Genomic DNA, 26,670 nt, shown 5'->3' on the forward strand with positions numbered 1-26,670 from the left:
AGTTCGACGCCCGATCGCTGCGGTCGTAACGCCGCCGACGGACCTCGCTAGCATCCGGAAGCCGCCGACGGCTTGAGCCGAAGGTATGCCTGAATGGTGGTGCCGTTTGCCGTGGTGTAGGTACGCACCAAATCCGCCATGGCGTTGACCAAAAACAGCCCGCGGCTGGCGGTTGCGCAGGTGCTCGGGAGTTGACGTCCGACGAGCGGCTGATCGAACCGTCCGCTGTCGCGCGCCTCACAGACCAGATGCTCATCGTGCCGCCAGAAGGCAAGCTGGCATTCCCCGTCGGCGTATTGCAGGCTGTTGGTGGCCAGCTCGGTGGTGATCAAACGCAGATCTTCCAGGCTGTCCTGCGCCAAGCCGACCCATTCGGCGTAATCGACCGCGAACGAACGCGCGGGCCGCAGGTCTGTGCTATCGCGCACCAAGTAGGTCACAGCGCCCGGGTTAGGGGGTAGCGGCTGATTGCAGCGCACCAGCGTCGTTTCCGGGGCGTAATCGGCATTGTGATAGGCCGACCCGCACTTCCACAACAACGGATGGGTAGCGCGGGCATCCGCCAGCAATTCGTCGTCGAGCCGCTCGGCGTCGTAGAGACACAACCCCATCACGCTGTGCGGTGCCAACGCCCGGTTGACCAACGCCTCATGCTGCATACACGCCACACACTCGTCCGCGGTGCGGCCGGGCCAGACTAGTTGGCTGACGATCCGCACCCGCCGATCGGCGTATTTGGCCGCGAAGGAACTCGCTACGGCCAGGAATCGGCCCGGATTGTGTGCGACACGGGCGATGTCGATCATTTGCAGCTCGGCTGTAGCGGTACCGCGGGCACCCAGTTCGGTGCGCAGCGATGCCAGCCAGTCCGCCGGTACCGCGACCAGAACCGGTTCGCCCAGCGCCACCCCGTCGGACACGAAGCGTCCGACGACGTCGAGATACTCCCGCTGGGAGTGATACAGCAGCGCGGAATGGACGAAGCCTCGTCGCTCGGTTTTCGTGCTCATCGTCATATCAGCGCTCCTGCCCTGCGCCGGCACCCATGCTGGACCGGGCTCGTTATCCGGGTAAGCATGTACCCAACATGGGCGTTCGTTATGCGCGAACCTGGCTCGACCGAGTTCTACAGCCACCAAGACGCCGCCGCGTCGAGATGGCGACGGATGCGGTAGCGAGCCAGGCTGTCGTCGCCGGCGCGGATCGCCTGCAGAATCCGCAGGTGAGCGTGTTCGACGGCGACGACGTCCGCTGCGGTCGGTGGCTGCGCTCCGGTGCTGGACCAGTGCCGGCGAAAGAGTTCGGCGATTATCCGGAGAAACAGCTCCAGCAGCGCATTGCCGGCCAGCTGAGCCAGGCCGATATGGAACCGGAATTCCTCGACCGCGGCCTTACGCATTTCGCCTGCTGCCTCGTCGGCGGCGAAATCCGTGGACGGGTCCAGCGTGTCGAGCATGGCCGCCACCTCGGGCTCGTTACGAAGCTGCACGACTTTCGCCACGTTGGCGATCTCGATCGCATCCCCCACGCAGCGTAGGTCTTCGCGACTTGGCTTGCGGTACTGCAGGTACAGCGCGATGGTGTCGATGCAGGCCTGCGCCTGGGGCCGGGTGACGACCAGCCCACCGCCGGGCCCCCGGCGCATGTGGGCGATCGTGTGGTATTCCAGCAGCCGCACCGCCTCCCGCAGCACCGCGCGGCTCACGCGATAACGCTCCAGCAGCGCGGCCTCGGTTCCGAAAACCGAGTCGACCTGCCAACCGGTGGCGGCGATATCGTCGGCGATCGTGGCGGCCAGCACTTCGGCGAGCTTGCCGCGGGGCGCTTCGAGGTCCAGCCGCCGTACCTGCCGGGGCGGTGCCCCTGACCTATCACCGCGCTGATGCCGCTGCAGCCAGGCGGTCACCGCTTGCACGTGCCGCTCGCTGAGCGCCTTGGCGCGCGCGGAATCTCCGGCGGTGACTGCCGCGGCGATACCCGAATGGTCGTGGTGCAGCCGGTCCAGCGCCTCCAGCGCCTCGGTCGCCGAGTCGGTCCGCGAGGACAGCGCATAGCGTCTGGTCAGTCGCATCGAGACTTCGATAAACAGCTGTAGGACAGGGTTTTTCGATTGCCGTGCAAGCGCCACATGGAACTCGTCGCGCGCGGCGGGCAATCCCGGCTGCTGCTGCTCCGCACCCAACACCGCCCGCAGCCGCTCGATTCCGGCTTCGTCGATCTGTTCGGCGGCAAGAGCAGCAGCCAGCGGCTCGAGCACCAGGCGCGCGTCTAGCAGGTCATCCAGGGTGGTGCCCCGGTATTCGAGATAGATGACGACGGCGCGGGTCGCCGGTCCGGCATCGGGTGCGCAGACGAGCAGCCCGCCATTGGGTCCGCGACGCATCCGCGCCACCTGATGGTGCTCGACGAGCCGAACGGCTTCGCGCAGCACCGACCGGCTGGCGCCGTATCGCTTCTGCAGAGCGCCTTCCGAGCCCAGCGACGCCCCGACGGGCCAGCCGCGGCGGACGACCTCGGCCTCGATGCAGCGGGCAATCTGCACAGCTCGCTTGTCGGTCCGGACTGCCTGTGGCTCTACACTCAATTAAGCTGCCCCACAACGAGATTCAGCAAGTCAGCAGCATGCATCCGGCCACCGGACCGCCGCCCACCGACACCACGCCGACCTCCGGGCGCTGAGCCACCTGCCGCTCCCCCGCCTCGCCGCGCAACTGCAGACACCCTTCGTGCAACGCCCAGTAGCCGTGCATGCGCCCCGCCGAAAGTTGGCCTCCGTAGGTGTTCAATGGCAGTTCGCCGTCACGGGCGATCCGCGCCCCGCCCTCGACGAACGGGCCGGCATCGCCGTCGGCGCAGATACCCAGGGCCTCCAACCAGGCGATGGTCAGGAACGTAAAGCCGTCGTACAGCTGGGCGACGTTCAGGTCGGCCGGTGTCAGTTCGGTCCGTGACCACATCTGGGCCGCCGCGTCCGACATCGCCATCTTGGGGTAGTCGTCGCGATGAAACCACCCGCCGGCGCCGTCGGATCCCCCGATCGCCTCGACTGCCACGGCGCGGTGCGGGCAATCGCGGGCATACCCGGCGCTCGAGACCACCACCGCGATGGAACCGTCAATGGGCACATCGCAATCCAGCAGCCCGAATGGCGTCGACACCGGCCGCGCGCCCAGATAGTCGGCCATCGTCATCGGTTCGCGGTAGACCGCCAGCGGATTCAACGCCGCGTTGCGCCGGCCGTTGAGGGCAACCCAGCCCAACTGCTCCTTGGTGGTTCCGTAGAGCTCCATGTGCCGACGGCAATTCAGCGCCAGCCAGTTCGCCGCCGAATAGGCTTGTGCGGCAATCAGATCGGTGATGTCGTCCATCGGCCCGACGACGGGCCGCGGGGCACCCTCGGGTAGGTCCAGCATCCGCGCCAACGGCGGGGCCGGCGCATCGTCTTGCGGTTTCACCGGTACGGTTCCGCCCAGCATCTGGATGGTCCGGTAGACCACCACATGCCGGGCGCGCCGCTCGGCCACCGCCCGGCACGCTGACATCACCGGACTCAGCAACCCGCCTGTGCCGAAGCCGGATCCGCAATCCCCGGCGTCGATCCGCAGCTCGGCGTTGACCTCGGCAGCGGGGGTGTCGCCCAGGGTCGCGATGCCGTCGATGTCGGCGGCGACCAGGCCGGCGTCGTCGATGGCGGCCCGCACTGCTTGCATGGTCAACTCGAGCCCCGGGATGCCGGTGCGCCGGCCGATGCGCGAGATGCCCAGGCCGGACAGGATCGCGTCCTTCTCGAAATACTTCACCTGCGCCGTCCGGTAGCCGCGTGTACACGAATCAATAGAGTGTACTGTATTGGTCGTGTTCGCCCAGCCGCTGCTCATCGAGCACTGTGACCACTGCGCGCGGTGGGTGCATCCGGCCACCGGCGAATGCCGCGACTGCGGCGGGCCACTGGTGGCCCGGCCGGTGTCCGGGCGCGGCACGGTGTTCACCTACACGGTCAACTATCACCCGTACAACCCGGACATCCCGACCCCCTATGTGATTGCCTTGGTGGAACTCAGCGAACAGAGGGGGCTACGTGTTGCCGCCAATATCGTTGGGTGTGAACCGGATTCGGTGACCTGCGGAATGCCCGTCGAGATCCGGCCGGAGCGGGGTTCCGGCGGCGCCCCGCTGTTCGCCCCGGTGTAGTGGCGCCAGCCGGCGTCAGTTGATCAACGGATCGCGCGGCATGCCCAGAATCCGCTCAGCGATCTGGTTGCGGGTCACCTCGGAGGTACCCCCCGCGATCGCCATGCCACGCGCGCCCATGACCATCCGGCCGACCACCGCACCGGGACCGTCGAGCAGCGCGATCTCGGGTCCCAGCAACGCCGCCGAGATGGCAGCGCCTTCGATCATGTGCTCGGCCAGCTTGAGTTTGGTGACATTGCCTTCCGGTCCCGGGCCCGCACCTTCGACGCTGCGTGCGGCACGGCGCAGGTTCAGCAGCCGTAGCGCGTGATCTTCGGCCAGGAAGTACCCGACCCGAACCTCGGCTCCCGCCAACCGATCTGCTCTCCGCTGGGCCAGCTGCACCAGTTTGGCTGCCAGCCCTTCGTACAAGGACCCACTGCCGCCGATGCTGACTCGCTCGTTGCCCAGCGTCGCCCGTGCGACCGTCCACCCGGAGTTGGGCGCTCCGACGACGTCCTCGTCGGGAACGAACACGTCGTTGAAGAACACCTCGTTGAATTCCGAGCCGCCGGTGATCTGTCGCAGCGGACGCACCTCGACGCCGGGCGATTTCATGTCGATGATCACCGTGGTGATGCCGGCGTGCTTGGGGACGTCGGGGTCGGTGCGCACGGTGGCCAGGCCACGGGCGCAATACTGGGCCCCGCTGGTCCACACCTTCTGCCCGTTGATCTTCCAGCCGCCGTCCACCCGGGTGGCGCGGGTCTTGACCGACGCCGCGTCCGAGCCGGCGTCGGGCTCGGAGAACAACTGGCACCAGATTTCTTCCTGCCGCAGCGCCTTCTCCACGAATCTTTCGATTTGCCAAGGTGTTCCATGCTGGATCAGGGTCAGGATCACCCAGCCGGTGATCGAGTAGTCCGGGCGTTTAATGCCGGCCTTGCCGAACTCCTCCTCGATCACCAACTGCTCCACCGCATCCGCGGCGCGGCCCCACGGTCTGGGCCAGTGCGGCATCACGTACCCGGTCTCGATCAGCTTGTCCAGTTGCGCCTTCTTGTCCAGAGCCGCGATCTCGGCGGCGTCGGCGCGGATCCGGGTGCGCAACTCTTCGGCCTCGGGCGGCAGGTCCAGACTGTTGGCGCGGGTGGCCCCGGCCGCGGTGCGAGCGAAAACATCGCGGGCCGGCGCGTCTCCGCCCAGCAATCCCGCGGTCACCAGCGCCCGGCGCAGGTGCAGATGGGCGTCGTGCTCCCAGGTGAACCCGATGCCGCCGTGCACCTGGATGTTGAGCTCGGCATTGCGCGCATAGGCCGGAAACGCCAGCGCCGCCGCCACCGCCGCGATCAGGCGAAACTGTTCTTCATCTTCGGATGCCGCGCGGGCGGCATCCCACACCGCGGCGATGCCGGACTCCACCGCCACCAACATGTTGGCGCAATGATGTTTGACCGCTTGGAAAGTCGCGATGGTGCGGCCGAATTGCTGACGCACCTTGGCGTAGGCGACGGCGGCGTCGACACAGTCGGCCGCGCCGCCGACCGCCTCGGCGGCCAGCAACGTCCGGGCCCGCGCCAGCGCCGATTCGCACGCCCCCGACAGGATGTCGTCGGCGCTGATGCTCACTTGGGTCAGCCGAACCCGCCCGGAACGCCGGGTGGGATCGAGGTTTTCCGGCACGTCTATCGACACACCCGCCCGGCCGCGGTCGAGCACCAGCACGTCGTCGCCGGCCGTGACCAGCAGCAGATCAGCCAGCCCGGCACCCAGGACCACGCCCGCCTCGCCGTCGGCGACGCCATCGGTGACCTGCACCCGGCTGTCGAGACCCACGCCCGCGGTAACGGTTCCGTCGATCAGGCCCGGCAGCAGCCGGGCCTTCTGCTCGGCGGTGCCCTCTTTGGCGATCACCGCCGATGCGATGACGGTGGGCACGAACGGTCCCGGCGCCACCGCGCGGCCGAGTTCTTCGATCACCACCACGAGTTCGGGCAGCCCGTAGCCGGAGCCGCCGTGCTCTTCGTCGATGTGTAGACCCAGCCAGCCGAGTTCGACCAGCTGCGGCCAGAAGGGCGGTCGCTGTTCCTCGGCCGCGTCGAGTGTTGACCGCGCTGCCCAGCGGGCCTTCTGGGCCGTCAGAAACCCGCGGGCTACCTCGGCGAGTTCGCGGTGGTCGTCGGTGAGTGCGATACCCATCAGGGCCTCCTCGCGGCACTGCGCGGCCCGCGCCGTCGCGGGTCCTGCTGATTTTCTAAAGAGTGTACTCAATCCAGGCGCGCGCCCGGCCGACTCGGTCGGTTACTTGGGCGCGAACCGCTGGCCGGCGTCCAGGCGGATGCACTGACCGTTGAGCATCGGGTTGTCCACGATGGCCGCCGCCAGCTTTGCGTACTCGATAGGCCGGCCCATCCGCTTCGGGAAGGCCGCGTCTTTGACCAGCTGGGCCGCCATCTCGTGGGGAACCATGGCGGTCAGCCCGGTCAGGAACAGGCTCGGCGCGATGGCCAGCACCCGGATTCCCATCGACCCGAGGTCACGGGCCATGGTCAGGCACATGCCGGCGATCGCGGCCTTGGCGGCGGTGTAGGCGACCTGCCCGATCTGGCCCTCGAAGGCCGCGATGGATGCGGTGTTGATGATGACGCCGCGCTCTCCGGTCGATTCGGGGTCTTCCGGGTCGTTCTTGGCCATGTGCGCGGCCGCCAGCCGGCTGATGTTGAAGGTGGCGATGAGGTTGAGATCGATGACCGACTGGAAGGATTGGAGGTCGTGGGGGCCGGATTTGGTCAGGGTCCGCTTGGCGATGCCGCCGCCCGCGGTCGTCACCGCGACATGTAGTCCGCCGAGGTTGTCGACCGCCGTTTGCAAGGTCTCTTCGGTTCCGGTGAAGTCGGTGACGTCGACCGGGTAGAACGCGCCGCCGAGCCCCTCGGCGACGGCCTTGCCGTCGGAGTTCTCGCGGTCGAGCACCGCGACGTGCGCGCCACGTTGGGCCAGCAACTCAGCGGTCGCGCGACCCATCCCCGACGCACCGCCGATGACGACGACCTTCTTGCCGCTGATCTCCATCCGGACCTCCCTGCATTGGCTTGTCAGAATTCTGGCAATCTGTAACGTTATCTAGGCACGCTAGCGTGTCGGCCCGCAACGGTTGCCGGCGAGTCATGCCAAGCTGAACCGTGCTCCTTCTCGACGTGGCCACTACCTCACTCGACGTGGGCGCCACCTCGTCGCGGCTGAGCAAGGTCGAACGCATCGCCGACCTGCTGCACCGTGCCGCACCCGACCCCGAGCTGGTGGCGGTCCTCGTGGCGTGGCTCTCCGGCGAACTGCCACAGCGACGCATCGGTGTCGGCTGGGCGTCGTTGCGGTCACTACCGCCGCCGGCTGGGCATGCGACGCTGACCGTCGCGGGCGTCGACGCGGCTTTCTCCGAGATCGGCGCCACCTCGGGTAGCGGCTCGCAGGCACGCCGTGCGCAGTTGGTCTTCGAGTTATTCTCGGCCGCAACCGAATCCGAGCAGACCTTGCTGCTGCGGCTGCTAAGCGGAGAGCTGCGCCAGGGTGCGCTGACCGGGATTATGACCGACGCCGTCGCCAAGGCGGCGGCGATCCCCACTGGCGTGGTGCAGCGCGCCGCCATGCTGGGCGGCGATCTGCCGGCCGTCGCCGCCGCGGGTCTGACCGGCGGGGCGGCGGCGCTGGACGCGTTCACCCTACGGGTGGGCCGGCCGGTGGGCCCGATGCTGGCGCAGACCGCGACCGGTGTGACCGACGCGCTCGAACGTCACGACGGCACAACGATATTCGAGGCAAAGCTGGACGGCGCCCGAGTACAGATTCACCGCGCCGGCGACGACGTCACCGTCTACACCCGAAGCCTCGACGACGTCACCGCCCGGCTGCCGGAAGTGGTGGAGGCAACGCTGGCGCTGCCGGTGCGCGAGCTGGTCGCCGACGGTGAGGCGATCGCGTTGCGACCCGACCACCGTCCGCATCGCTTCCAGGTCACCGCGTCCCGGTTCGGCCGATCGGTCGATGTAGCGGCCGCCCTTGCAACCCAGCCGCTTTCGGTGTTTTTCTTCGACATCTTGCATCGTGACGGCGACGACCTGCTCGACGCGCCGACCACCGAACGGCTAGCCGTCCTGGACGCCGTCGTGCCCGCGAGGCACCGGGTGGACCGGCTGATCACGTCCGATGCGGCCGCCGCGGCCGCCTTTCTGGACGCGACACTGGCCGCCGGTCATGAAGGCGTGATGGCCAAGGCGCCGGGAGCGCCGTACCAGGCCGGGCGTCGCGGCGCGGGATGGCTCAAGGTCAAGCCGGTGCACACGCTGGATCTGGTGGTGCTGGCCGTGGAGTGGGGTTCGGGTCGCCGTCGCGGAAAACTGTCCAACATTCACCTGGGCGCACGGGATCCGGCCAGCGGCAAATGCGTCATGGTGGGCAAGACGTTCAAGGGGATGACCGACGCCATGCTGGACTGGCAGACCGCCCGGTTCACCGAGCTGGCCATCGGTGGCACGGACGGGTATGTCGTCCAGCTGCGCCCCGAGCAGGTGGTCGAGGTGGCGGTGGACGGGGTGCAGGGGTCGTCACGTTATCCAGGCGGAGTCGCGTTGCGGTTTGCCCGCGTGCTGCGTTATCGAGACGACAAGAGCCCCCACGACGCCGACACCATCGACACGGTGCGCGCGCTGTACTGAGCGAGCCGCAACAGCCACGCCGGCGACGCGTCGCCGGATTCACACTCTCCCAGCTATAGCCGGGCGAATTGCGCTCTGTCTTCGGTGAATTCGGCCAGCATCCCCGTCGTCAGCGTCGGGCGGACCTCACCGATCGCGGTGAGGTAGTCCTCGGTGGTCGCCGGCTCCCCGCGGCCGTGCGCCATCTCACGATCGAAGGCCACCTGCGCTCCCTTGCGGGCCGCAAACTCGATGTCGGCCGGGGTGAACAGCTCGGTGGCCGCGACCAGCCGGTCGATGTCGATGCCCGAGTTGGCTTGGCCCAGATAGCGTTTCCATACCGCCATGCGCGCTGGCCGATCCGGTGGGCCGACCGGTATGACGTAGTCGAAGCGTCCGGGCCGCAAGAACGCCGAGTCCAGCGAGTGCACGGAATTGGTGGCGCAGACCAGCAGCCGCCCGTCGTGCTCGCGGAACGACGGGATGAGTTTCAGCAGTTCGTTGGTGACACCGGTTTCGACGGTGCTGGCACCGGCCCGCGCCACCGCGATCTCCTCGACCTCGTCGATGAACAGCACCAGTTCGTCGAGTTCGTCGAGTTCTGCGAACACTTCCCGAAGGGATGCCGCCAGACCGCCCGGTGCCGCGGCAGCCAGCCGCGACGGGAACAGCTCGACGAAGGGCCAGCCCAGCCTCGACGAAATCCCTTTGGCGAAACTGGTTTTCCCTGTCCCCGGTGGCCCGAAGAGGATCACCGCCTTGGGTGGGCGCACGCCGTAGCGGTCGGCGACCTCGGGGTAGGCCAGCGGGGCGATGATCCGCTGCTCGATGATCTGTTTCTCCTGTTCCATCCCGGCCAGGTCCTGCCACAACCCCGGCGGCAGCAGCCGCCCGCCCAGCTCGGCGAGCACATTGGCCTGGTCCGGCCGCAGAAGTTCAACCGTCTCGTAGTACACCAAACCGTCGCGACGGGTATAGCCGGAGTTGTCCAGCGCCGCCGATCCCGTCGCCCCCGCGGGCAGCACCGTGCAGATCTTGCGCACCCCGGCCGACCGCAGCCGGCGCTCCAGATCGGCCAGCAGCGCGCTGCCGATACCTCGCTGCCGCCAGCGTGCTGCCAGCGCGATCAGCAGGATCCAGGCCCGCTCACCGTCGGTCCGCGCAACGGCCATACCGACCACCTCGTCACCGACCTCGGCGACGACCGCGGGCTGGCCTGCCCGAGCGGCCGCCATCACCTCGGCGACAGTGAAAACCGGCTCCGGGGACCCGGGAGTACGGCTTTGATCCCATACCTGGATCGCCTGGTCCAGGTCGTCGTCGTCGTAGTCACGCAATCGCCACAACGGCATCACCCAACGGTATGCCTGTTGCCAGGCTGCGCACAGCACCGTGGTAATGCAAGGATCACCGGGAACACCCGAGCGTGCGCCAAAGAGGGAGGGCCGGTGGCCGGCGACGTCAGCTACATCCGCACCGACGCCGACCTGCCGCCCGTCGCCGTCGTCGACCGCTCCCCGATCACCCTGAAGCACAAGATCTTCATCGCCGTCGTCGCCGTAATCGGCGCGGTCGCCTGGGGGATCATCGCGTTCGCCCGCGGCGAAACGGTCAACGCGGTGTGGCTGGTGGTCGCCGCGGCCTGCACCTACGTCATCGCGTTTCGGTTCTATGCCCGGTTGATCGAGGCGAAGATCGTCGCGCCGCGCGACGATCATGCCACCCCGGCCGAATACCTCGACGACGGTATGGACTACGTGCCGACCGATCGGCGGGTGGTGTTCGGCCACCATTTCGCCGCCATCGCCGGGGCCGGGCCGCTGGTGGGTCCGGTGCTGGCGGCCCAGATGGGTTATCTGCCCAGCACGCTGTGGATCGTGCTCGGAGCGGTGTTCGCCGGCTGTGTGCACGACTACCTGGTGTTGTGGATCTCCACCCGGCGCCGCGGCCGTTCCCTGGGGCAGATGGTTCGCGACGAGCTCGGCGCCACCGCCGGCGTGGCCGCCCTCATCGGGGTACCGGTCATCATCGTGATCGTCATCGCCGTGCTGGCACTGGTGGTGGTGCGCGCTCTTGCGCAAAGCCCGTGGGGTGTCTTCTCGATTGCCATGACCATCCCCATCGCCCTGTTCATGGGCTGTTATCTGCGGTTCCTACGGCCCGGGCGGGTCGCGGAAGTGTCGATCATCGGGGTGGCGTTACTGTTGCTCGCCGTCGCCTCCGGCGATTGGGTCGCCCAGACTTCTTGGGGCGCGCGGTGGTTCAGCATGTCGCCGGTCACGCTGTCGTGGCTGCTGATCTGCTACGGCTTTGCGGCGTCGGTGCTGCCGGTGTGGTTGCTGCTCGCGCCGCGCGATTACCTGTCGACGTTCATGAAGGTGGGCACCATCGTGCTGCTGGCCGCGGCCGTGTGCGTGGTTCGCCCGGTCATCGTGGCACCGGCCGTGTCGCGGTTCGCCGGCGCCGGCGACGGGCCGGTGTTCGCGGGTTCGCTGTTCCCCTTTTTGTTCGTCACCATCGCGTGCGGGGCACTGTCCGGATTCCACTCGCTGATCTGCTCGGGAACAACGCCGAAAATGCTGGAGAAGGAAGGCCAGATGCGCCTGATCGGCTACGGCGGCATGATCACCGAGTCGTTCGTGGCGGTCATCGCGCTGCTCACCGCATCGATTCTGGATCAGCATCTGTACTTCGTGCTCAACGCCCCGGCCGCCCAGACCGGCGGCACCGCGGCCGGCGCCGCGCACTACGTCAACGGGCTAGGGTTGGGCGGGAACCCGGTCACCGCGGATCAGGTCAGCGGCGCCGCGGCCAGCGTGGGCGAGCGCTCGATCGTGTCCCGCACCGGCGGGGCGCCGACGCTGGCCTTCGGCATGTCCGAAATGCTGCACCACGTGTTCGCCGGCGCGAATCTCAAGGCATTCTGGTACCACTTCGCGATCATGTTCGAGGCGCTGTTCATCCTGACCACCGTCGACGCCGGCACCCGCGCCGCGCGTTTCATGGTCTCCGACGCGTTAAGCAACCTCGGTGGGCCGCTGCGCAGGCTGCAGAATCCGAGCTGGCGCCCGGGCGTATGGGTGTGCAGCCTGGCGGTGGTCGCCGCCTGGGGCAGTACCCTGCTGCTCGGCGTCACCGATCCCTTGGGTGGTATCAACACGCTGTTCCCTTTGTTCGGCATCGCCAACCAGTTGCTGGCGGCCATCTCGCTGACGGTGATCACCGTCGTGGTCATCAAGAAGGGCCGCCTGAAGTGGGCCTGGATACCAGGGGTGCCGCTGCTGTGGGATCTGGCCGTCACGCTGACGGCGTCGTGGCAGAAGGTGTTTTCGGCCGACCCCGCTGTCGGCTACTGGACTCAGCATTACCAGTATCTTGCGGCCAGAAACGCCGGCAAGACGGCGTTCGGTTCGGCGGCCAATGCCGGCCAGCTCGATGACGTCATCAGAAACACGTTTGTCCAGGGCACTTTGTCGATCGTCTTCGCGACGGTCGTCGTGGTGGTGTTTGCCGCCGGGGTTATCGAGGCGCACAAGGCAATTCGTGGAGCGGGCCGGCCGTTGACCGAGGACGACCCGGTGCCGTCGAAGTTGTTCGCGCCCGCCGGCCTCATTCCGACGGCCGCGGAACGCGAACTGCAACGCAGATGGAACGAGCTGTCGGGACCTGCCAGATTTCCTGACGTTCGGTGACTCCGAGTCCGGACCGGATCAAAGCTGCCGCGTCCTCCCTATGGCGAGCAGCCCGCCGTCGTCACTGACGGCACGCCGGAGACCGCAGGTAGTGCCGAACTACCTGACATCGGGCCTAAAATTGGGCGCGATGAGAGTCGGTATCGACTTCGGCACCACGCACACCGTCGCTGCAGTCGTCGACAGAGGCAACTACCCCGTCGTTTCCTTCGACGGGGTGGAGGCATGGCCGTCGCTGATCGCGGCGAACGAGGCGGGAAAGATCCGGTTCGGGCTGGACGCCGCCGCCGTGCGCCGCGAGCCAGGATGGTCGGTGCTGCGCTCGTTCAAACGTCTGCTCAACGACGCCGGACCGCACACCGAGGTGAACCTGGCCGGCCACGATTACCCGCTGGCCGAGCTGCTCACCGGCTACCTTTCCCAGTTCAAAAATGATCTCTGCCATCGCTCCAACGCCGGCCTCGAGCCCGGTGAACCGATCGAGGCGGCGATCAGCGTCCCGGCCAATGCGTCCAGCGCACAACGCTTTATGACGCTGGACGCCTTTCTCGCGGCGGGTTTTCACGTCGTGGCAATGCTGAACGAACCGTCCGCGGCCAGCCTCGAGTATGCCCACCGGTACCGCTCCACCATCACCGCCAAACGCGAATACGTCCTGATCTACGACCTGGGCGGCGGCACCTTCGACGCCTCGCTGCTGAAAATGGCGGGACAGGTCAACGAAGTCGTCGTCAGCGAGGGCATCCAGCGGCTCGGTGGCGACGACTTCGACCAGGCGATCCTGACGCTAGTCGTGTCCGGGGCGAAGCTGCCGGCGGCGGCCGGAGCATCCGAGCTGCTGCGGGAGGAGTGCGCCGTCCGCAAGGAGGCCATCGGGCCGCAGACCCGCCGCTTCCTGGTGGACCTGACGGTGGTCGACGGGATCGACCGGCCGCCGTACGCCTGCGGCATTGACGACGTGTACGCGGCCTGCGCGCCGCTCGTCGACAAGACCATGGACGTGCTCTCGCGCGTGCTGCGCGACCCGGTGGCAACCGGAAGCGGCGTCGCCTGGTCCGAGGTGGCAGGCATCTACCTGGTGGGCGGGGCCGGCAGCTTCCCGCTGATTTCTCGGATGCTGCGCGCCACCTTCGGGGACAAACGCGTGAAACGCTCGCCGCACCCGTTTGCCGCGACGGCCATCGGACTGGCCGTCTTTCTCGACACGAAAGCGAATTTCCAGTTATCCGAACACTTTTCGCGGCATTTCGGCGTCTTCCGCGAGGCGCGGGCCGGCGCTGACGTGGTGTTCGACCCGATTGTGCCCAAGGACGCCTCGCTTCCCGCCGACGGGCATTCGCCGCTGGTCATCAGGCGAACCTATCGGGCGGCCCACAACATCGGACATTTCCGGTTCGTGGAGTGCAGCCGCCTGGTCGACGGCCGTCCCGACGGGGACGTGACGCCCTACGATCCCGTCTACTTCCCCTTCGACCCCGCCCTGCGTGACCACCACGACCTTGGGCGGCAACCCGTCGGCCGCTGCAATGACGGGCCCGACGTCGAGGAACGCTACGTCGTCGCCCCCGGCGGCGCGGTGGAAGTGACGCTGACGACCAAGCCCACCGGCTTCAAGCGCACCTTCCGGCTGGAACGACGCTTGCCGGCTGCGATCTGAGCGCGGCCATGGACCTGTACGAGGTCATGCGAACGACGTTCGCGGCGCGCGAGTTCACCGACGACCCGCTGCCCGACGAGGTGTTGGGCCGCATCTTCGACAATGCCCGGTTCGCGCCCAGCGGCGGCAACCGACAAGGCGCCCACGTCACCGTGGTGCGCGACGCCGACGTCCGTCGTCGGCTTGCCGAACTGGGCATCCCGGCCGCCCGCCGCTACCTCGCCCAACTGGCGGCCGGTGAAAACCCGTGGAACTCCATTCATCCCAGCGATGTGCCGCAGGAGGTTGTCGACAGCACCGAAGTTCCGCACGCATTCGTTGCCTCGGTTACGAAAGCGCCTGTGGTACTGGTGGTTTCCGTGGACCTGGAGGTGGTCGCGGCGCTGGATCGGGACCTGGACCGGGTCGGTATCGCCGCCGGCGCGTCGGTGTATCCATTGGTGTGCAACATCCTGCTGGCCGCTCGAAACGAGGGCTACGGCGGCACCATCACCACCATGGCGATCGCCGGGGAGGAGCAGGTCCGCGCATTGCTGGGCATTCCCGGCACCCACGCGGTCGCCGCGATCGTGCCGCTCGGCAGGCCCTCCCGCCAGCTGACGAAGCTGCGCCGCCGGCCGGTTGCCGAGTTCGTCACCCGGGAGCGCTTCGGCGGCCCGGCATTCGACAGCTAAGGGCTAAGTTACGGCGCCTCAGTCGATGGCGTCGCGATAGATGTCCAACAGCCGAAACCTGGTGGCATCGAGATACTCTCCGAGTACGGCAATGACACGCTTTTGCAGTTCGTAGCCGAGTTCGTGATCCTCTTCGCATTTCTGGCGCAGGCACTTGCCGTCGAAGACAATCGCCCGCGTCAGTTCCGCCGCGCGCGCATCGAATCGCCAGTGGTAGGGCGGCACCAACCACGACCATCCGAAAATGTCGCCGTCGCCGAGTGTCTGCACAACCAGGCTGCCGTGGCCGGGAGCAGACGTTTCGAGCGCGATCTTGCCGGCTCGAATCAGGTAGAAGTGATCAGCGTGCTCACCTTCGCGGCAGATCAGCTCGCCGGCGTTGAAGCGCACGTTCGCCGCACACCCGACCGCCAACTGCAGATAACGAGGGTCCATCCCGCTGAAGAACCGATGCCCGGCCAGCACGCCTTCGAGGGTCCGCACTGTGAATTCCTTTCGTTGGTGCCCAGTTCACGCCACGATCCCGGCGGCTTCCTCCAGTTGCGTCAGCGCGGGCTCGATCGCGTCGGCGAGTTCGTCGATATCGTCGGCGACCTCCGGGGTGGTGACGAAACCGAAATCAATGGACCCGCGGTAGCTGAAGCAGGTGACGTTCAGGCCCACCTCCATGGTCAGGGGGCCGATCGGTATCAGGCTTTCCACCACCGCGCCGGCCAGGTAGATCGGGAAGTCGGGCCCGGGAACGTTGGAGACGACGAGATTTATCGGGGCGACGCGGCCGCCGAGATGGCTGGCGGTGTATGCCCGGACGGCCAGAGCCAGCAGGCCCGGCGGCGTCGTATCGGTCAGGCCCATGATCTGATGGGCGGTGAGAGCCTTGGCCATCTCCTTGGCGCCCCGGGAATTTCGGTAGATGGTGTTCAGCCGCTCCGCGACATCGGCGACGTCGGTGGCCAGGCTCATCGTCATCGACGCGATCTGGTTGGCGGACTGCGAGTCGTCGCGGTGCGTCGAGATCGGAATCTGGGCGATCAGCGGCCGCTCGGGCAGCTCCCCACGCTCCTCGAGGTAGCCCCGGAGGGCACCCGAAACCATCGCCATCACAACGTCATTCAGCTTCACACCGAAGGCCTGCTTGACGGCCTTCACCCGCTCCAGCGGTACCCGGGTGAACGCGACCCGCCGCTCGGGCGTGAGGTCGGCGTTGAACCGGGTGGTCGGGGCCTGGAAGAAATGCGGCGGTTTGTTGGCCAGTCGCCGCACGGCCAGCTGCTGAACCAGCGTCTGCTGCAGGATCCGCGCCAACCGGTAGGGGGTCGCGACGGTGACGTTGAACATGGCGCCCAGCGCACGCCGCTCGAAACGCGGCATGCCGGCGCCCGACGACTCCTGGACCCCGACGGCCGGTGGCCGCGGTTCCGGCGTGACGTCCAGCATGATCTCACTCAGGCCGACGCCCGACACCCCGTCGATGAGGGCGTGATGGATCTTGGTCAGGGCCGCGGCACGACCGCCCTCCAGACCCTCGATGAACCACATTTCCCACAGGGGTCTGCTGCGCTCCAGCGGATAGGGCATGAGGCGGCCGACAAGCTCCTCCAACTCGCGGCGTCCGCCCGGCGAGGGCACCGCGACGCGCCGGATGTGATAGTCGATGTCGAGCTTGGTGTCCTCGACCCACCATGGCCGGTCCAGGCCAAGGGGCGCGCCGGCGACCCGGCACCGCAGCAACGGCAGCTCCGGAAGTCGGGCAGCCATGAGGTCTTTGACCACATCGAAACTGAAGTTGGGCGTCTCGGCGGGATTACAGATCGCCAGACCGCCGATGTGCATTGGGCAGGTATGGGTCTCGGCGAACCAGAACGCCGCGTCCAGAGCGGACAACCGCCTCACGACGACAGCGTAGAGCGTCGCGGGCCAGGCAACCTCGAAAACACCCCATCCGCCGACATTGGTTGACGTTGATCGGGACCGCGCACGCCTTGAACGCCCCGCAGAACGCGTCCACCCACTCGATGCAGTTCATCGTCGCGGCACCGCGTTACTCGCGGTCCCCGGTGACGGCAGTTGATCCCCGAGGGCGCGCTGGCGACCGGGAAGAAGGCGGCCGAGACGATCATTGACGATCTTGCGGGCGCACGCTAGCGCGAGGCGCCGCAGGAAGCGGCGGCGGCGCAGCGTCGAACGTGCAACTGCTGCGAGATTTCGCACGAAAATTCGCAGCAGCCTCACGCTCGGCGGAATACCCGCCGAAGCCGCCGCAGCCTGCCGCGTTATGCCAAGGTTGTCTCGATGGAAAGGAGACATTCTCAATGTCCACATGGCTTATCACCGGCTGCTCGAGCGGGCTCGGGCGGGCGCTCGCCGAAGTCGCTATCGACACCGGCCACAACGTCGTCGTCACCGCACGTGACGTCACCACGGTCGCCGAGCTGGCCGAGGCAACGCCCGACCGGGTGCTGGCCGTGGCTCTCGACGTCACCAAACCCGACCAGGTCAGCTCCGCGGTGCGCGCGGCCGAAAAGCGGTTCGGCGGTGTCGACGTGCTGGTCAACAACGCCGGCTACGGATACCGCTCCGCGGTCGAAGAGGGCGACGACGCCGACATCCGCGCCCTGTTCGAGACACATTTCTTCGGCAGCGTCGCGATGATCAAAGCCGTACTACCGGGCATGCGGGCCGCCCGCTCCGGTTCGATCGTGAACATCTCCTCGATCACCGTTCAGCTGACCCCGGTGGCCTCCGGCTACTACTCCGCGGCAAAGGCCGCCCTCGAGGGCATGAGCGGGGCGCTGCGCGGTGAGCTTGCGCCCCTTGGTATTTCGGTCATCGTCGTCGAACCCGGGGCATTTCGCACCGACTTCGCCGGCCGCTCGCTGACCCAGTCGGCCACGGTTATCGACGACTACGCCGCCACCGCCGGGCAACGCCGCATCGAAAACGACACCATGCACGGCAACCAACAGGGCGACCCCGCCAAGGCTGCGGCGGCGATCATCACGGCCGTCGAGTCACCCAAGCCGCCAGGGTTCTTGCTGCTCGGGCCCGACGCGCTGATGGCCTATCGCTACATCGCCGACACCCGTGCCAACGAGATCGCCGAGTGGGAAGAGCTCACCGCCGGTACCAATCTCGACTCCTGAAAGACGATCACTGCGACGTGGCCCGCCGCACGGCATACAGCCGAACCTCGCCGTGAATCCCCCTGAGATGGCGGGCCCCGACGAACGACCATCGAGGCCCGGCGCGTCGCCCATCGCCTCGGTCTCGAACGAATGTCGCAGCACCAGCCGCAACAAATCGTCGACCATCGGGCCAAGCAGCGGCTCGGCCTGTTGCGTCAGGTGTTCGAAGGCCTTCGCCAGGTCGAGCTCGGTGGCGCCCGGGCTCAGCGATGCCTGCAGGGCGGCCCGGCGCAGCGCCACCGCCGGGCCGGTGAGGCCCTCGACCAGTAGTCTCACGATCAATCCGACCCGTGCCGGATCCAAACCCAGGTCGACCAGCCGCACGGCGTTGAGCACCGCCTCCGCGTCGGCGCGTGACCGCAGCGGCGAATCGGCACGCTCCTGACGCGCCCGGCCGCCGAGGTGATCGAGCAACCCCAACGACTCGACGTCGGTGTTGTCCGGCTCTGCTGACACCGCGTCAACCTACAACAAGCTAGGGCCTTCCGACCCTCGTTATGCCCCCCCGCAGACCCCTAGCATCGGCTCATTCGGGAGACCCACAATGCGCTTCCCCGAGTCGAGGACCCGACCATGACCACTACGCAAACCGAAAAAGCTTCACCCGTCGACGCACCCGCGGTCAGCGAGGACCGCAGACGCGAGGTCGACGCGTTAGTCGACGCGGCGGCGCGGGCGGCCCAGGCATTCCGCACGCTCGACCAGCAGCAGGTCGATGCGATCGTGGAGGCGATGGTGCGCGCCGGAGTTCGCGCGGCGGGCGAACTGGCCGGTGTGGCGATCGAGGAGACCGGCTTCGGTGTCTTCGAGGACAAGGTCGTCAAGAACTACGTGGCAACCGAGTTCCTGCACGACTATCTGCGCGACAAGAAATCGGTCGGCGTCATCGACGCCGACGTCGAGCACAACATCTCCTACGTCGCCGAGCCGATCGGGGTGGTGCTGGCCATCACCCCGGTGACCAACCCGACCTCGACGGTGCTGTTCAAGGCGATCGTGGCCGCAAAGACCCGCAACGCCATCCTGTTTCGGCCGTCGCCCTATGCGGTGCGCTCCTGTGAACGCAGCCTCGAAGTCCTGCGCACGGCCGCCGAAGCGGCCGGAATGCCGCCGGGGGCGCTGCAGGTCATCCCCGACGCGGCCCACGAGGTCACGCACTATCTGTTCAAACATCCCCAGGTCGATTTCATCTGGGTGACCGGCGGCCCGAAGATCGTCGCGCTGGCGAACGCGGCCGGAAAACCGGGCCTGTCCGTCGGGCCCGGCAACGCGCCCATCTACATCCACAAGACCGCGGATCTCAAGGGCGCCGTCGTCGACATCCTGATCTCGAAAACCTTTGACTCCTCCGTCATTTGCCCGGCCGAGCAGACCTGCGTCATCGACGACGAGATCTACGACGAGGTGATCGCCGAGTTCGAGCGGATGGGCGCCCAGCTGCTCACCCCCGAGCAGGCCGAGGCGGTGGCCGAGTTCGCGTTCGGCTGCGGCGACAAGATCTCGCTGGCGGCGGTCGGACAGAAGGCGTCGGAACTGGCCGCACGAGCCGGGTTCAGCGTGTCACCGACGGTGAAGGTGCTGCTGGCCCAGCTGCCGGCCGATCTGGACGAATTGGCCGCGCACCCGTTGGTGCAGGAAAAGTTGATGCCCGTGCTCGGAGTGGTGCGCGCGCGCAGCGTCGCGCACGCCATTGACGTCGCCGTCCTGGTCACCGAGCACGGGGGTCTGGGTCACACCTCTGCGGTCTACGCCAACGACGAAAACGTCATCGAAGCATACGGTTTGGCGGTTCGCACCGGCCGCATCCTGGTCAACGCGCCCACATCGGTCGGAGCACTGGGCGGCGTCTACAACAACCTGACGCCCACGTTCTCGCTGGGCTGCGGCACCTGGGGCGGGTCGAGCACCACCGAGAACGTCAACTACCGGCAACTGCTCAACATCAAGACCGTCTCGCGCCGCCGTACTCCGCCGCAGTGGTTCCGGGTCCCGTCCAACACCTACTTCAACGAAGGCGCGTTGGATAACCTGCGCGAGCTGGACTGCGAAACCGTGGTGCTGGTGACCGATGCCCTGACCGAGGAGCGCGGCGTGGTCGACACGCTGCGCTCCAAGTTGCGCACCAACCACGTGCAGGTGTTCGCCGAGGTCACCCCGGAGCCCGACGAGTCGACCATCCGCCGTGGCGTCGCGCTGCTGGCGCGGGTGCAACCCGATCTGCTGATCGCCGTCGGCGGCGGCTCGGTGCTGGACGCCGGCAAGGCGATCCGGCTGTTCTACGAACACCCGGAGAAGAGCCTCGACGAGCTAACGATGCCGTTCCTCGATCCCCGCAAGCGGGTAGCCGACTATCCGGTGGACCGTCATCGCGTTCAATTGGTCGCCGTCCCAACGACATCGGGCACCGGATCGGAAGTGTCGCCGGCTGCGGTGTTGACGGTGCGCGGCAAGAAGGAGACGCTGGTCGACTACAGCCTGGTGCCCGACCTGGCGATCGTCGACCCGGTGCTGACCTCGTCGATGCCGCAACAGCTGACCGCCGACACCGGCATCGACGCGCTGACCCACGCGCTGGAGGCGGCTGTCTCGATCTTCGCCTCGCCGTACACCGATGCGTTGTGCGCCCAGGCGGCGCGGCTGATCTTCGACGCGCTGCCGCGAGCGTATGAGCATCCCAACGACCTGCCCGCGCGCACCGCCATGTCCAATGCGGCAACCCTTGCCGGGCTTGCGTTTTCGAACGCGTTCGTCGGGACGAATCATGCGCTCGCCCATGCCGTCGGCGCGAAATTCGGGATCTCGCACGGCCGGGCCAACGGGATCTTCCTTCCTCATGTGCTGCGGTACAACGCAAGCCTGCCAAGCAAATTCATGCCCGCACCCGGATATTCGGCCTACGTCGCCCCGGACAAGTATGCGCAGCTGGGCCAGCTGATCTTCGGCGGCCACGAGCCCGACGAGTGCCGCCGCCGGTTGTTCCAAGGGGTTGACGACCTGCTGGACCGGCTGAAGATGCCGCGGTCGTTGCGGGAGTTCGGCGTCGACGAAGAGGCTTTTTTGGAGGCGCTGCCGGCGTTGGCGATGACGGCCTTCGAGGATCTGAGCAACCGCACCAACCCGCGGATGCCGTTGGTCAGCGAGATCACCTCATTGCTTCGGCTGGGCTACTACGGTGACGGCGGCCTCGGGCAGTCACCCGGAAGCTGACCGGTTGCCGCGATTCCCCGGACGTTTCGACCGGCGTCGAGCATGATGATGCTGGCCAGCAGTCCTTTCCCGCGAAAGGAGCACCATGAACGCCGCGGCGTTGGCGGGGACAATCGTCGGTTCGCTCTTGTTGCCGGTCACGGGCCTGATCCTGCTGATCATCGGAATACGGAAACGTTCGGCGGCCCGTAAACAAGCCTCGATCGGGTACTCGCCGGGCTACCCGCCGCCTGGCTATCCGCCTGGCTATCCGTCGGGCTATCCGGCAGCCGGTCCGCCGGGCTACGGCGGGTACCCACCGGGTTATCCGATGCCGCCGCAGCCGACACCGCCGAAGTCGGCCGGCACCGGCTTCATCGTCGCTGGCATGGTGCTGGTTGCCGTAGGCGCGCTGGCACTGGTCGGGACCCTCGCCAATGCCGTACGACACTCCAGCCGCCTGGCGATCGGCGACTGCCTGACCAACGCGATCCTGACCGACAAACCCGATTGGCACCCGAGCAGTTGCTCGAACCCGGACGCGGTGCTCCAATACGCCGCCAACACCGACTCCAAAGGAAATTGTCCGGACGGCAAACGGAACGACAGCAGCTATCTGTCGGCGGAGCACAACGGCGTACGGATGTGCTTTGCAGCCAACCTTCTTCAGGGCCAGTGCTACGCCTCCGAGCACGACGACAAGACGGTCCGCCAAACAAGCTGCACCAGCGGCACCGTCAGGGTCGTCAAACGAATCGACGGCAGCACCGACGCGTCCGCCTGTCCCAAACGCACCCGTGCCCTGACGTATACACAACCGAAAAGGACCTACTGCACCGAACGCGTCGGCAGGAATTGAATCCCGCGCTTCGCGGTCGGTTTCGGCCGCCAACGGCCATCAACGGCGGCGTCACCTCGACGCCACTGCCCCGGTGCTGCCGGCCACGATATCCTGTTCCGCAATTCGCTTGATTAGACGCACTTTTCAACGCGTAACCACGATGCCGACGACGCCCAGCGCCCAGCGCCCAGCGCCCAGCGCCCAGCGCCCAGACGGGATATTGCACCGTCCAGGCCAGCCGGAACCAATCGAACGAGTAGTCGTCGGTGATCTCGAGGATCATTCCCATCGCCTGCATGACCAGCAGGGCAGCGAAGAAGCCGGCCATGTTGACGATGCCCTTGGCGGTACCCAGCGTCGCGCTGGAGTTGAACGTCCGCGCGAAGTCCAGTCCGCTCATCGACGCCGGTCCTCCGACGGAGATGACGACGACCAGGCAGCACCACGAACGTCGACAGCACTCCGGGGCTGGCCGAAAAGCGCTGTGCGGCTTCCATACCGGAGACGCCCAACGTGGTGCGGTCCAAGACGGCGACAATATATGCCGCCAGCCCGACAGCCCAGACAATCCAGGGACGCATCGACCCGGTGTCGCGTATTGGGGCCGGTACACCCAAGTCGGATCTGTAATGTACATTTGTACATGTACATTCGTACACGAGGAGGGGTCTTGGCTTATCTGTTTCTGTTCTGCGCGATTTTCGCCGAGGCGGTGGCGACCAGTCTGCTCAAGAGCACCGAAGGGTTCACCCGGCTGTGGCCGACCGTGGTCTGCCTGGCCGGTTACGCCGTCGCGTTCGTTCTGCTGGCGTTGTCGATCGCGCGCGGCATGCAGACCGACGTCGCCTATGCGTTGTGGTCGGCGATCGGCACGGCCGCCATCGTGCTGATCGCCGTGCTGTTCCTCGGCTCGCCGGTGTCGCTGGCCAAGGTCCTGGGCGTCGGGCTGATCATCGGCGGGGTACTCACGTTGAACCTTGCCGGTGCGCATTGACCGCGGAATCCCACCGCCGCCCCCGCGATCCGGTCGGGCGCCGACAGGCGATCATCGAGGCGGCGGTGCGGGTGATCGCCCGCCATGGCCTCGGGGAACTGACGCACCGCCGAGTCGCCGCGGAGGCCGATGTTCCGGTCGGGTCGACGACGTACTACTTCAGCGACCTCGGGACCCTGCGCGAAGCCGCACTCGCCCACGCCGCGACGAGCGCAGCCGATTGGCTGGAGCAGTGGCGGCGCGATCTCGACCGGGCCGCCGATCTTCCCGTCACCCTGGCGCGGCTCACCGCCGAATACCTGACCGACCCGGACCGGCACCGCACCCTGAGCGAGCTGTACGTCGCGGCAAGTCACCGGCCGGAGTTGCAGTCCCTGGCTCGGCTCTGGCCCGAGGGCCTGGTCGCGCTGCTCGAACCGCGCATCGGCCGACGGGCCGCCGAGGCAGTCACGGTGTTTCTCGACGGCGCCACGGTGCATTCGCTGATAACCGGCACGCCGCTCAGCGTCGAGGCGCTCACGGATGCGGTCGCCCGACTGGCGGCCGACACCTGAGCACGATGCCTCGGCGAACGTGACGCCAGTGTCACCCTCGGGGCCGAGCGTGACACTGGCGTCACGCTGAGTACCGGAACTGGGCGAGGGGTCCGGCGACGCGCGCGGGCGCGTCGAAGGATAGATCAGCGTCGCAGTTTTTCGCTCGTGCCTAATTGGGAACTCTCCATCCATGAGCACCCCACCGGACGTAAGGAGACTCATCGACGCCCTCGCCGAGGATGTCTACGACGCCTACTACGGCGTCGAATATTCCGGACCTCAGTACAGCAGGGGGCAGGGAATGCGGGCGGCACGGTATCTGGCGAGAAAGCTGATTCGCCAGGGCTGGCGAAAAAGCGCTGACCACAGCCTGCCCTATTGCCCGCATGGGATACCGACGTGTTACAGCCCTGCGCCGCACCAGCGCTGCGAGCCGTAAGCGACAACTGACTCTCGCCGGGCGCACGTGCCTCGGCGTCGCGGTCACCAGGCCCGCTTGCGACCATTGGATACAAAGAGTCGGGCGGTTGCTCGCCGCTGGCCGGCGCGGCGTCGCGGCGCAACCACTTCAACGGTAATGGGACAGGGCATGAACACTGACAAGATCGACGATGAGAATATCGGCGCGGCTACCCGGCATTCGACGACCTACGCGATTCCCGCCGACGTCGAACAACGGCCCGTTCTGGTCGTCGGAGCAGGTACGCTCGGCGCTCGTATCGCGCTGATGTTCGCTCTGGGCGGCAGCCGGGTACGCATCTACAACCGCACCCCGGATCGCGCCGAATCCGCCAAGCGCTTCGTGGCCGAGCAACTACCGCACGTGCGCGACATGCTCGCTGTGACCGGGCCGGCGGGAACCGTTGAGGTCGTCACACCGCTCGAGGATGCCGTTGCCGGGGCCTGGCTCATCATCGAGTCGGTGGCAGAAGATCTCGCGATCAAGCGGCCACTGCTGGCCGCTATCGACGAACTCGCCGACCAGGACGCGATCGTGGCGACCAACTCTTCGTCGTATCCGAGCAGCCAGATGGCCGGCGCCGTCAAGCACCCCGAGCGGCTGTTGAACATGCATTTCCTGATGCCCCCGCTTGCGAACAGTGTCGAATTGATGTCCTGCGGCACGACCGACAGCGCCATCATCGACACGCTGAAAAAACTTCTGCCCTGCTACCGGCTGGTGCCGTTCGAGGTGCGGGGGGAGAGCGTCGGCTTCATCTTCAACCGCATCTGGGCCGCCATCAAACGCGAGGCGCTGATGGTCGTGCAGGAGGGCGTGGCGACGCCCGAGGATGTCGACCGGATCTTTCAGGACGTCTTCCGCTCACCCGCCGGGCCGTTCCGCATGATGGATCAGATCGGTCTCGACGTGGTGCTCGACGTCGAGGAGCACTACGCGCAGGTCCGCGACGGCATACCCGAAGGCCCGCGCCTGCTGCTGCGCGAATACCTCGCTCGCGGGGACTTCGGAGTCAAGAGTGGCCGCGGGTTCTACTCCGACTATGACGCCGTGCTGTAGTCCTTTGTGCCGCAATGGTTTTCAGGGTACTTCGGTACGCCACTTTCGTCGCCATCGGCAGGCAGCCGACGACGGTGGTTATCCACCTTACGATTTCGTGGCCCAGTCGCAACGGTTCGCTGTCTCGGCGGGTGTGGTCTGATCGCGCGCGCCGTCGCCGACGGCGTCGGCGAGATCGTCCGGCGATTGCGTACCGATTGGATTTCCTTGACCGAAGACGCCATGCTCCGTAGTGCAAAGAGAAACATCTGTGTTGCCTAGTGACACGGAGGAGTGATGGGAACTGACCGGGCCGGCACCGGGCTGCCGTGGGTCGACGCAATCGCGGACTCGTTTGCGCCCTACTCGTTCACCGACTTCCACCTCACGAACCTGCCCGCCCTCAACCGCCAACACGGGTTCATGGTGGCCGACGACCTCGCGGGCGCGCCTCCCCTGGCCTTCCGCGTTCCCGACGGCACCACCTTCACCTGGAGAGCAACCCTGCGGGGAGTCGAAGCCGTCGCCGGTGAGGCTGAGGCCGCGACTCTGGTCCAGGTGGACGAGGCGACCTTCTCGGAGTTCCTACATGCCCTGCTGACCGCCAGCGGATCGGTGCGCACCGACCGGGCACGGGTCATCCGCGGCTCGGTGGACGGGTGGCGGCGCTGGGAGCCGGCAATCCGAACGCTGTTGAGCGGCTTGCCGATCTACACCGACGCGGTGTGGGACTCTCTCGTCGGCGCCGACGGCCGACCGCTGGACCTGTACCGCTCATTCGCCCCCGACGACGACCCGGACGAGATGCGCCACTTCTTCGAGGTTGCCGGTTACCTCCATATTCGCGGCGTCTACACGGCCTCCGAAGCCGAAACTCTGGGCATGGAGGTGGAGCAGGTGCGGGCCCGCGCCGAACCCGGCGATCCTTTCTCATGGTGGTCGGTCAACGCCGACGGTGCGGAGGTGGTGACCCGGATCAACTATCTCGGCCGGTATTCGGCTGCGCTGCAGCAACTCTGCTTCGACGAGCGCCTGACCCACTTCGCCCATTTGGCCAACCCGAACCTGAGAGTGTGCGACGACCGCCTCGACGGCCCGATGGTCTTCATCAAGAATTCCAACGTGGTCCAGGGCGACGGCGACCTGGGCTGGCACGTGGACGACGGCATCGGCGGCCACCCGGTGATATGCCCCCTGGTTCAGGCCGGCATACAACTCGACGTCGCCGACGCCGTCAACGGTCAGCTGATGGTGCTGGCCGGGTCGCACCGCCACACCAAGCACTGGATGCAGTGGGGCCAAGAGGGCACACTTCCCGTGGTCAGGCTTCAGACTCAGCCGGGCGACCTGACATTGCACTACGGCGACACCATGCACAGCACACCGCCGCCCACCGGCGCCAACGCCGGCCGGCGGGTGCTGTATTACAAGTTCGCCGAGGAGAAGACGTTTCACTTCGTGCCGGCGGGATGCCATTACAACGACGCCCTGTTCCGGACGGACTCCAGCGGCAAGGTGGCTACCCGCGCCGCCACCTACTGAG

21 protein-coding genes and 2 pseudogenes are annotated in these 26,670 nt (G+C 67.0%); 13 read left to right on the top strand and 10 right to left on the bottom strand.

The window, feature by feature from the left end; all coding sequences use genetic code 11:
- Positions 1-47: 47 nt before the first annotated feature.
- From AWC07_RS14950 to AWC07_RS14960, 3 genes are all read right to left on the bottom strand, one after another.
- Positions 48-1,016, bottom strand: coding sequence for a sensor histidine kinase (locus tag AWC07_RS14950; protein WP_036410897.1), 969 nt, complete (start codon positions 1,014-1,016; stop codon positions 48-50).
- Between the two features lie 110 nt (positions 1,017-1,126).
- A complete protein-coding gene (locus AWC07_RS14955; protein WP_036410895.1) occupies positions 1,127-2,584 on the bottom strand; it encodes a FadR/GntR family transcriptional regulator in 1,458 nt (485 codons plus the stop codon).
- Positions 2,585-2,606: 22 nt separating this feature from the next.
- Complete coding sequence (locus AWC07_RS14960; protein WP_036410894.1) at positions 2,607-3,800, bottom strand: thiolase family protein; 1,194 nt, start codon at positions 3,798-3,800, stop codon at positions 2,607-2,609.
- 55 nt (positions 3,801-3,855) lie between these two features.
- On the opposite strand from AWC07_RS14960, the gene AWC07_RS14965 reads away from it, so the two are divergent.
- The gene (locus AWC07_RS14965) at positions 3,856-4,191 is read left to right on the top strand and encodes a Zn-ribbon domain-containing OB-fold protein (protein WP_036410917.1); all 336 of its coding nucleotides are present in this window, start codon (positions 3,856-3,858) and stop codon (positions 4,189-4,191) included.
- Positions 4,192-4,206: 15 nt separating this feature from the next.
- Here AWC07_RS14965 and AWC07_RS14970 read toward each other — a convergent pair whose 3' ends face one another.
- Positions 4,207-6,372: an acyl-CoA dehydrogenase family protein gene (locus AWC07_RS14970; protein WP_085105126.1), complete on the bottom strand. Its 2,166-nt coding sequence runs from the start codon at positions 6,370-6,372 to the stop codon at positions 4,207-4,209.
- A gap of 102 nt (positions 6,373-6,474) precedes the next feature.
- Positions 6,475-7,245 carry an SDR family NAD(P)-dependent oxidoreductase gene (locus AWC07_RS14975; protein ID WP_036420290.1) on the bottom strand — a complete coding sequence of 257 codons (771 nt, stop codon included), beginning with the start codon at positions 7,243-7,245 and terminating at the stop codon, positions 6,475-6,477.
- Positions 7,246-7,355: 110 nt separating this feature from the next.
- On the opposite strand from AWC07_RS14975, the gene AWC07_RS14980 reads away from it, so the two are divergent.
- Positions 7,356-8,885, top strand: a complete 1,530-nt coding sequence (locus AWC07_RS14980; RefSeq protein WP_036420287.1) for an ATP-dependent DNA ligase — start codon at positions 7,356-7,358, stop codon at positions 8,883-8,885.
- 53 nt (positions 8,886-8,938) lie between these two features.
- Here the strand turns inward: AWC07_RS14980 and AWC07_RS14985 are convergent, their stop codons facing one another.
- Complete coding sequence (locus AWC07_RS14985; protein WP_036420285.1) at positions 8,939-10,216, bottom strand: ATP-binding protein; 1,278 nt, start codon at positions 10,214-10,216, stop codon at positions 8,939-8,941.
- A 96-nt stretch (positions 10,217-10,312) separates the two neighbouring features.
- Here AWC07_RS14985 and AWC07_RS14990 point away from each other — a divergent pair, with 96 nt between their 5' ends.
- The 3 genes from AWC07_RS14990 to AWC07_RS15000 all read left to right on the top strand — a co-directional run bounded on the left by AWC07_RS14990 (position 10,313) and on the right by AWC07_RS15000 (position 14,887).
- A complete protein-coding gene (locus AWC07_RS14990) occupies positions 10,313-12,556 on the top strand; it encodes a carbon starvation CstA family protein (protein WP_036420282.1) in 2,244 nt (747 codons plus the stop codon).
- Between the two features lie 130 nt (positions 12,557-12,686).
- On the top strand, positions 12,687-14,213 hold the full coding sequence (locus AWC07_RS14995) for an Hsp70 family protein (RefSeq protein WP_036420280.1): 1,527 nt from the start codon (positions 12,687-12,689) through the stop codon (positions 14,211-14,213).
- 8 nt (positions 14,214-14,221) lie between these two features.
- Positions 14,222-14,887 (top strand): nitroreductase family protein, encoded by a 666-nt coding sequence (locus AWC07_RS15000; RefSeq protein WP_036420277.1) that lies wholly within the window; start codon positions 14,222-14,224, stop codon positions 14,885-14,887.
- A gap of 18 nt (positions 14,888-14,905) precedes the next feature.
- Here AWC07_RS15000 and AWC07_RS15005 read toward each other — a convergent pair whose 3' ends face one another.
- Positions 14,906-15,370 carry a cyclic nucleotide-binding domain-containing protein gene (locus AWC07_RS15005; protein WP_036418083.1) on the bottom strand — a complete coding sequence of 155 codons (465 nt, stop codon included), beginning with the start codon at positions 15,368-15,370 and terminating at the stop codon, positions 14,906-14,908.
- Between the two features lie 27 nt (positions 15,371-15,397).
- Positions 15,398-16,780: a WS/DGAT/MGAT family O-acyltransferase gene (locus AWC07_RS15010; protein ID WP_036418085.1), complete on the bottom strand. Its 1,383-nt coding sequence runs from the start codon at positions 16,778-16,780 to the stop codon at positions 15,398-15,400.
- A 419-nt stretch (positions 16,781-17,199) separates the two neighbouring features.
- On the opposite strand from AWC07_RS15010, the gene AWC07_RS15015 reads away from it, so the two are divergent.
- Entirely contained in the window at positions 17,200-18,030 is an 831-nt protein-coding gene (locus tag AWC07_RS15015) for an oxidoreductase (RefSeq protein WP_085105127.1), read from the top strand.
- Between the two features lie 138 nt (positions 18,031-18,168).
- On the opposite strand, the pseudogene AWC07_RS29370 reads toward AWC07_RS15015, so the two are convergent.
- Positions 18,169-18,528 (bottom strand): annotated as a pseudogene (locus AWC07_RS29370) (adenylate cyclase regulatory domain-containing protein); the annotation flags it as partial.
- A gap of 117 nt (positions 18,529-18,645) precedes the next feature.
- On the opposite strand from AWC07_RS29370, the gene adhE reads away from it, so the two are divergent.
- Positions 18,646-21,279 carry a bifunctional acetaldehyde-CoA/alcohol dehydrogenase gene (adhE, locus tag AWC07_RS15025; RefSeq protein ID WP_036416375.1) on the top strand — a complete coding sequence of 878 codons (2,634 nt, stop codon included), beginning with the start codon at positions 18,646-18,648 and terminating at the stop codon, positions 21,277-21,279.
- 85 nt (positions 21,280-21,364) lie between these two features.
- Positions 21,365-22,117: an LppU/SCO3897 family protein gene (locus AWC07_RS27630; RefSeq protein WP_036416377.1), complete on the top strand. Its 753-nt coding sequence runs from the start codon at positions 21,365-21,367 to the stop codon at positions 22,115-22,117.
- Positions 22,118-22,300: 183 nt separating this feature from the next.
- On the opposite strand, the pseudogene AWC07_RS28795 reads toward AWC07_RS27630, so the two are convergent.
- Positions 22,301-22,535 (bottom strand): annotated as a pseudogene (locus tag AWC07_RS28795) (MFS transporter); the annotation flags it as partial.
- 234 nt (positions 22,536-22,769) lie between these two features.
- Between AWC07_RS28795 and AWC07_RS15040 the strand changes: the two are divergent.
- The 5 genes from AWC07_RS15040 to AWC07_RS15060 all read left to right on the top strand — a co-directional run bounded on the left by AWC07_RS15040 (position 22,770) and on the right by AWC07_RS15060 (position 26,669).
- Positions 22,770-23,093: a DMT family transporter gene (locus AWC07_RS15040; protein WP_036416378.1), complete on the top strand. Its 324-nt coding sequence runs from the start codon at positions 22,770-22,772 to the stop codon at positions 23,091-23,093.
- Positions 23,090-23,647 carry a TetR/AcrR family transcriptional regulator gene (locus AWC07_RS15045; protein ID WP_036416380.1) on the top strand — a complete coding sequence of 186 codons (558 nt, stop codon included), beginning with the start codon at positions 23,090-23,092 and terminating at the stop codon, positions 23,645-23,647. Before AWC07_RS15040 ends, AWC07_RS15045 begins: the two co-directional genes overlap by 4 nt.
- A gap of 172 nt (positions 23,648-23,819) precedes the next feature.
- Positions 23,820-24,068 (top strand): hypothetical protein, encoded by a 249-nt coding sequence (locus AWC07_RS15050; protein ID WP_084293640.1) that lies wholly within the window; start codon positions 23,820-23,822, stop codon positions 24,066-24,068.
- A 150-nt stretch (positions 24,069-24,218) separates the two neighbouring features.
- Positions 24,219-25,148 (top strand): 3-hydroxyacyl-CoA dehydrogenase family protein, encoded by a 930-nt coding sequence (locus tag AWC07_RS15055; protein ID WP_051508131.1) that lies wholly within the window; start codon positions 24,219-24,221, stop codon positions 25,146-25,148.
- Positions 25,149-25,424: 276 nt separating this feature from the next.
- Positions 25,425-26,669, top strand: coding sequence for a phytanoyl-CoA dioxygenase family protein (locus AWC07_RS15060; RefSeq protein ID WP_036416382.1), 1,245 nt, complete (start codon positions 25,425-25,427; stop codon positions 26,667-26,669).
- Position 26,670 lies beyond the last annotated feature (1 nt).

Origin of the sequence: Mycobacterium gastri, assembly GCF_002102175.1 — a bacterium.
In the GTDB taxonomy this organism is placed as follows: domain Bacteria; phylum Actinomycetota; class Actinomycetes; order Mycobacteriales; family Mycobacteriaceae; genus Mycobacterium; species Mycobacterium gastri.

Bases quoted from the DNA above. Each gene is read 5' to 3' on its own strand.
- AWC07_RS14950 (WP_036410897.1), bottom strand. From the start codon at position 1,016: ATGACGATGAGCACGAAAACCGAGCGACGAGGCTTCGTCCATTCCGCG.
- AWC07_RS14970 (WP_085105126.1), bottom strand. From the start codon at position 6,372: ATGGGTATCGCACTCACCGACGACCACCGCGAACTCGCCGAGGTAGCC.
- AWC07_RS14975 (WP_036420290.1), bottom strand. From the start codon at position 7,245: ATGGAGATCAGCGGCAAGAAGGTCGTCGTCATCGGCGGTGCGTCGGGG.
- AWC07_RS14985 (WP_036420285.1), bottom strand. From the start codon at position 10,216: ATGCCGTTGTGGCGATTGCGTGACTACGACGACGACGACCTGGACCAG.
- AWC07_RS14995 (WP_036420280.1), top strand. From the start codon at position 12,687: ATGAGAGTCGGTATCGACTTCGGCACCACGCACACCGTCGCTGCAGTC.
- AWC07_RS15000 (WP_036420277.1), top strand. From the start codon at position 14,222: ATGGACCTGTACGAGGTCATGCGAACGACGTTCGCGGCGCGCGAGTTC.
- AWC07_RS15015 (WP_085105127.1), top strand. From the start codon at position 17,200: ATGTCCACATGGCTTATCACCGGCTGCTCGAGCGGGCTCGGGCGGGCG.
- adhE (WP_036416375.1), top strand. From the start codon at position 18,646: ATGACCACTACGCAAACCGAAAAAGCTTCACCCGTCGACGCACCCGCG.
- AWC07_RS27630 (WP_036416377.1), top strand. From the start codon at position 21,365: ATGAACGCCGCGGCGTTGGCGGGGACAATCGTCGGTTCGCTCTTGTTG.
- AWC07_RS15050 (WP_084293640.1), top strand. From the start codon at position 23,820: ATGAGCACCCCACCGGACGTAAGGAGACTCATCGACGCCCTCGCCGAG.
- AWC07_RS15055 (WP_051508131.1), top strand. From the start codon at position 24,219: ATGAACACTGACAAGATCGACGATGAGAATATCGGCGCGGCTACCCGG.
- AWC07_RS15060 (WP_036416382.1), top strand. From the start codon at position 25,425: ATGGGAACTGACCGGGCCGGCACCGGGCTGCCGTGGGTCGACGCAATC.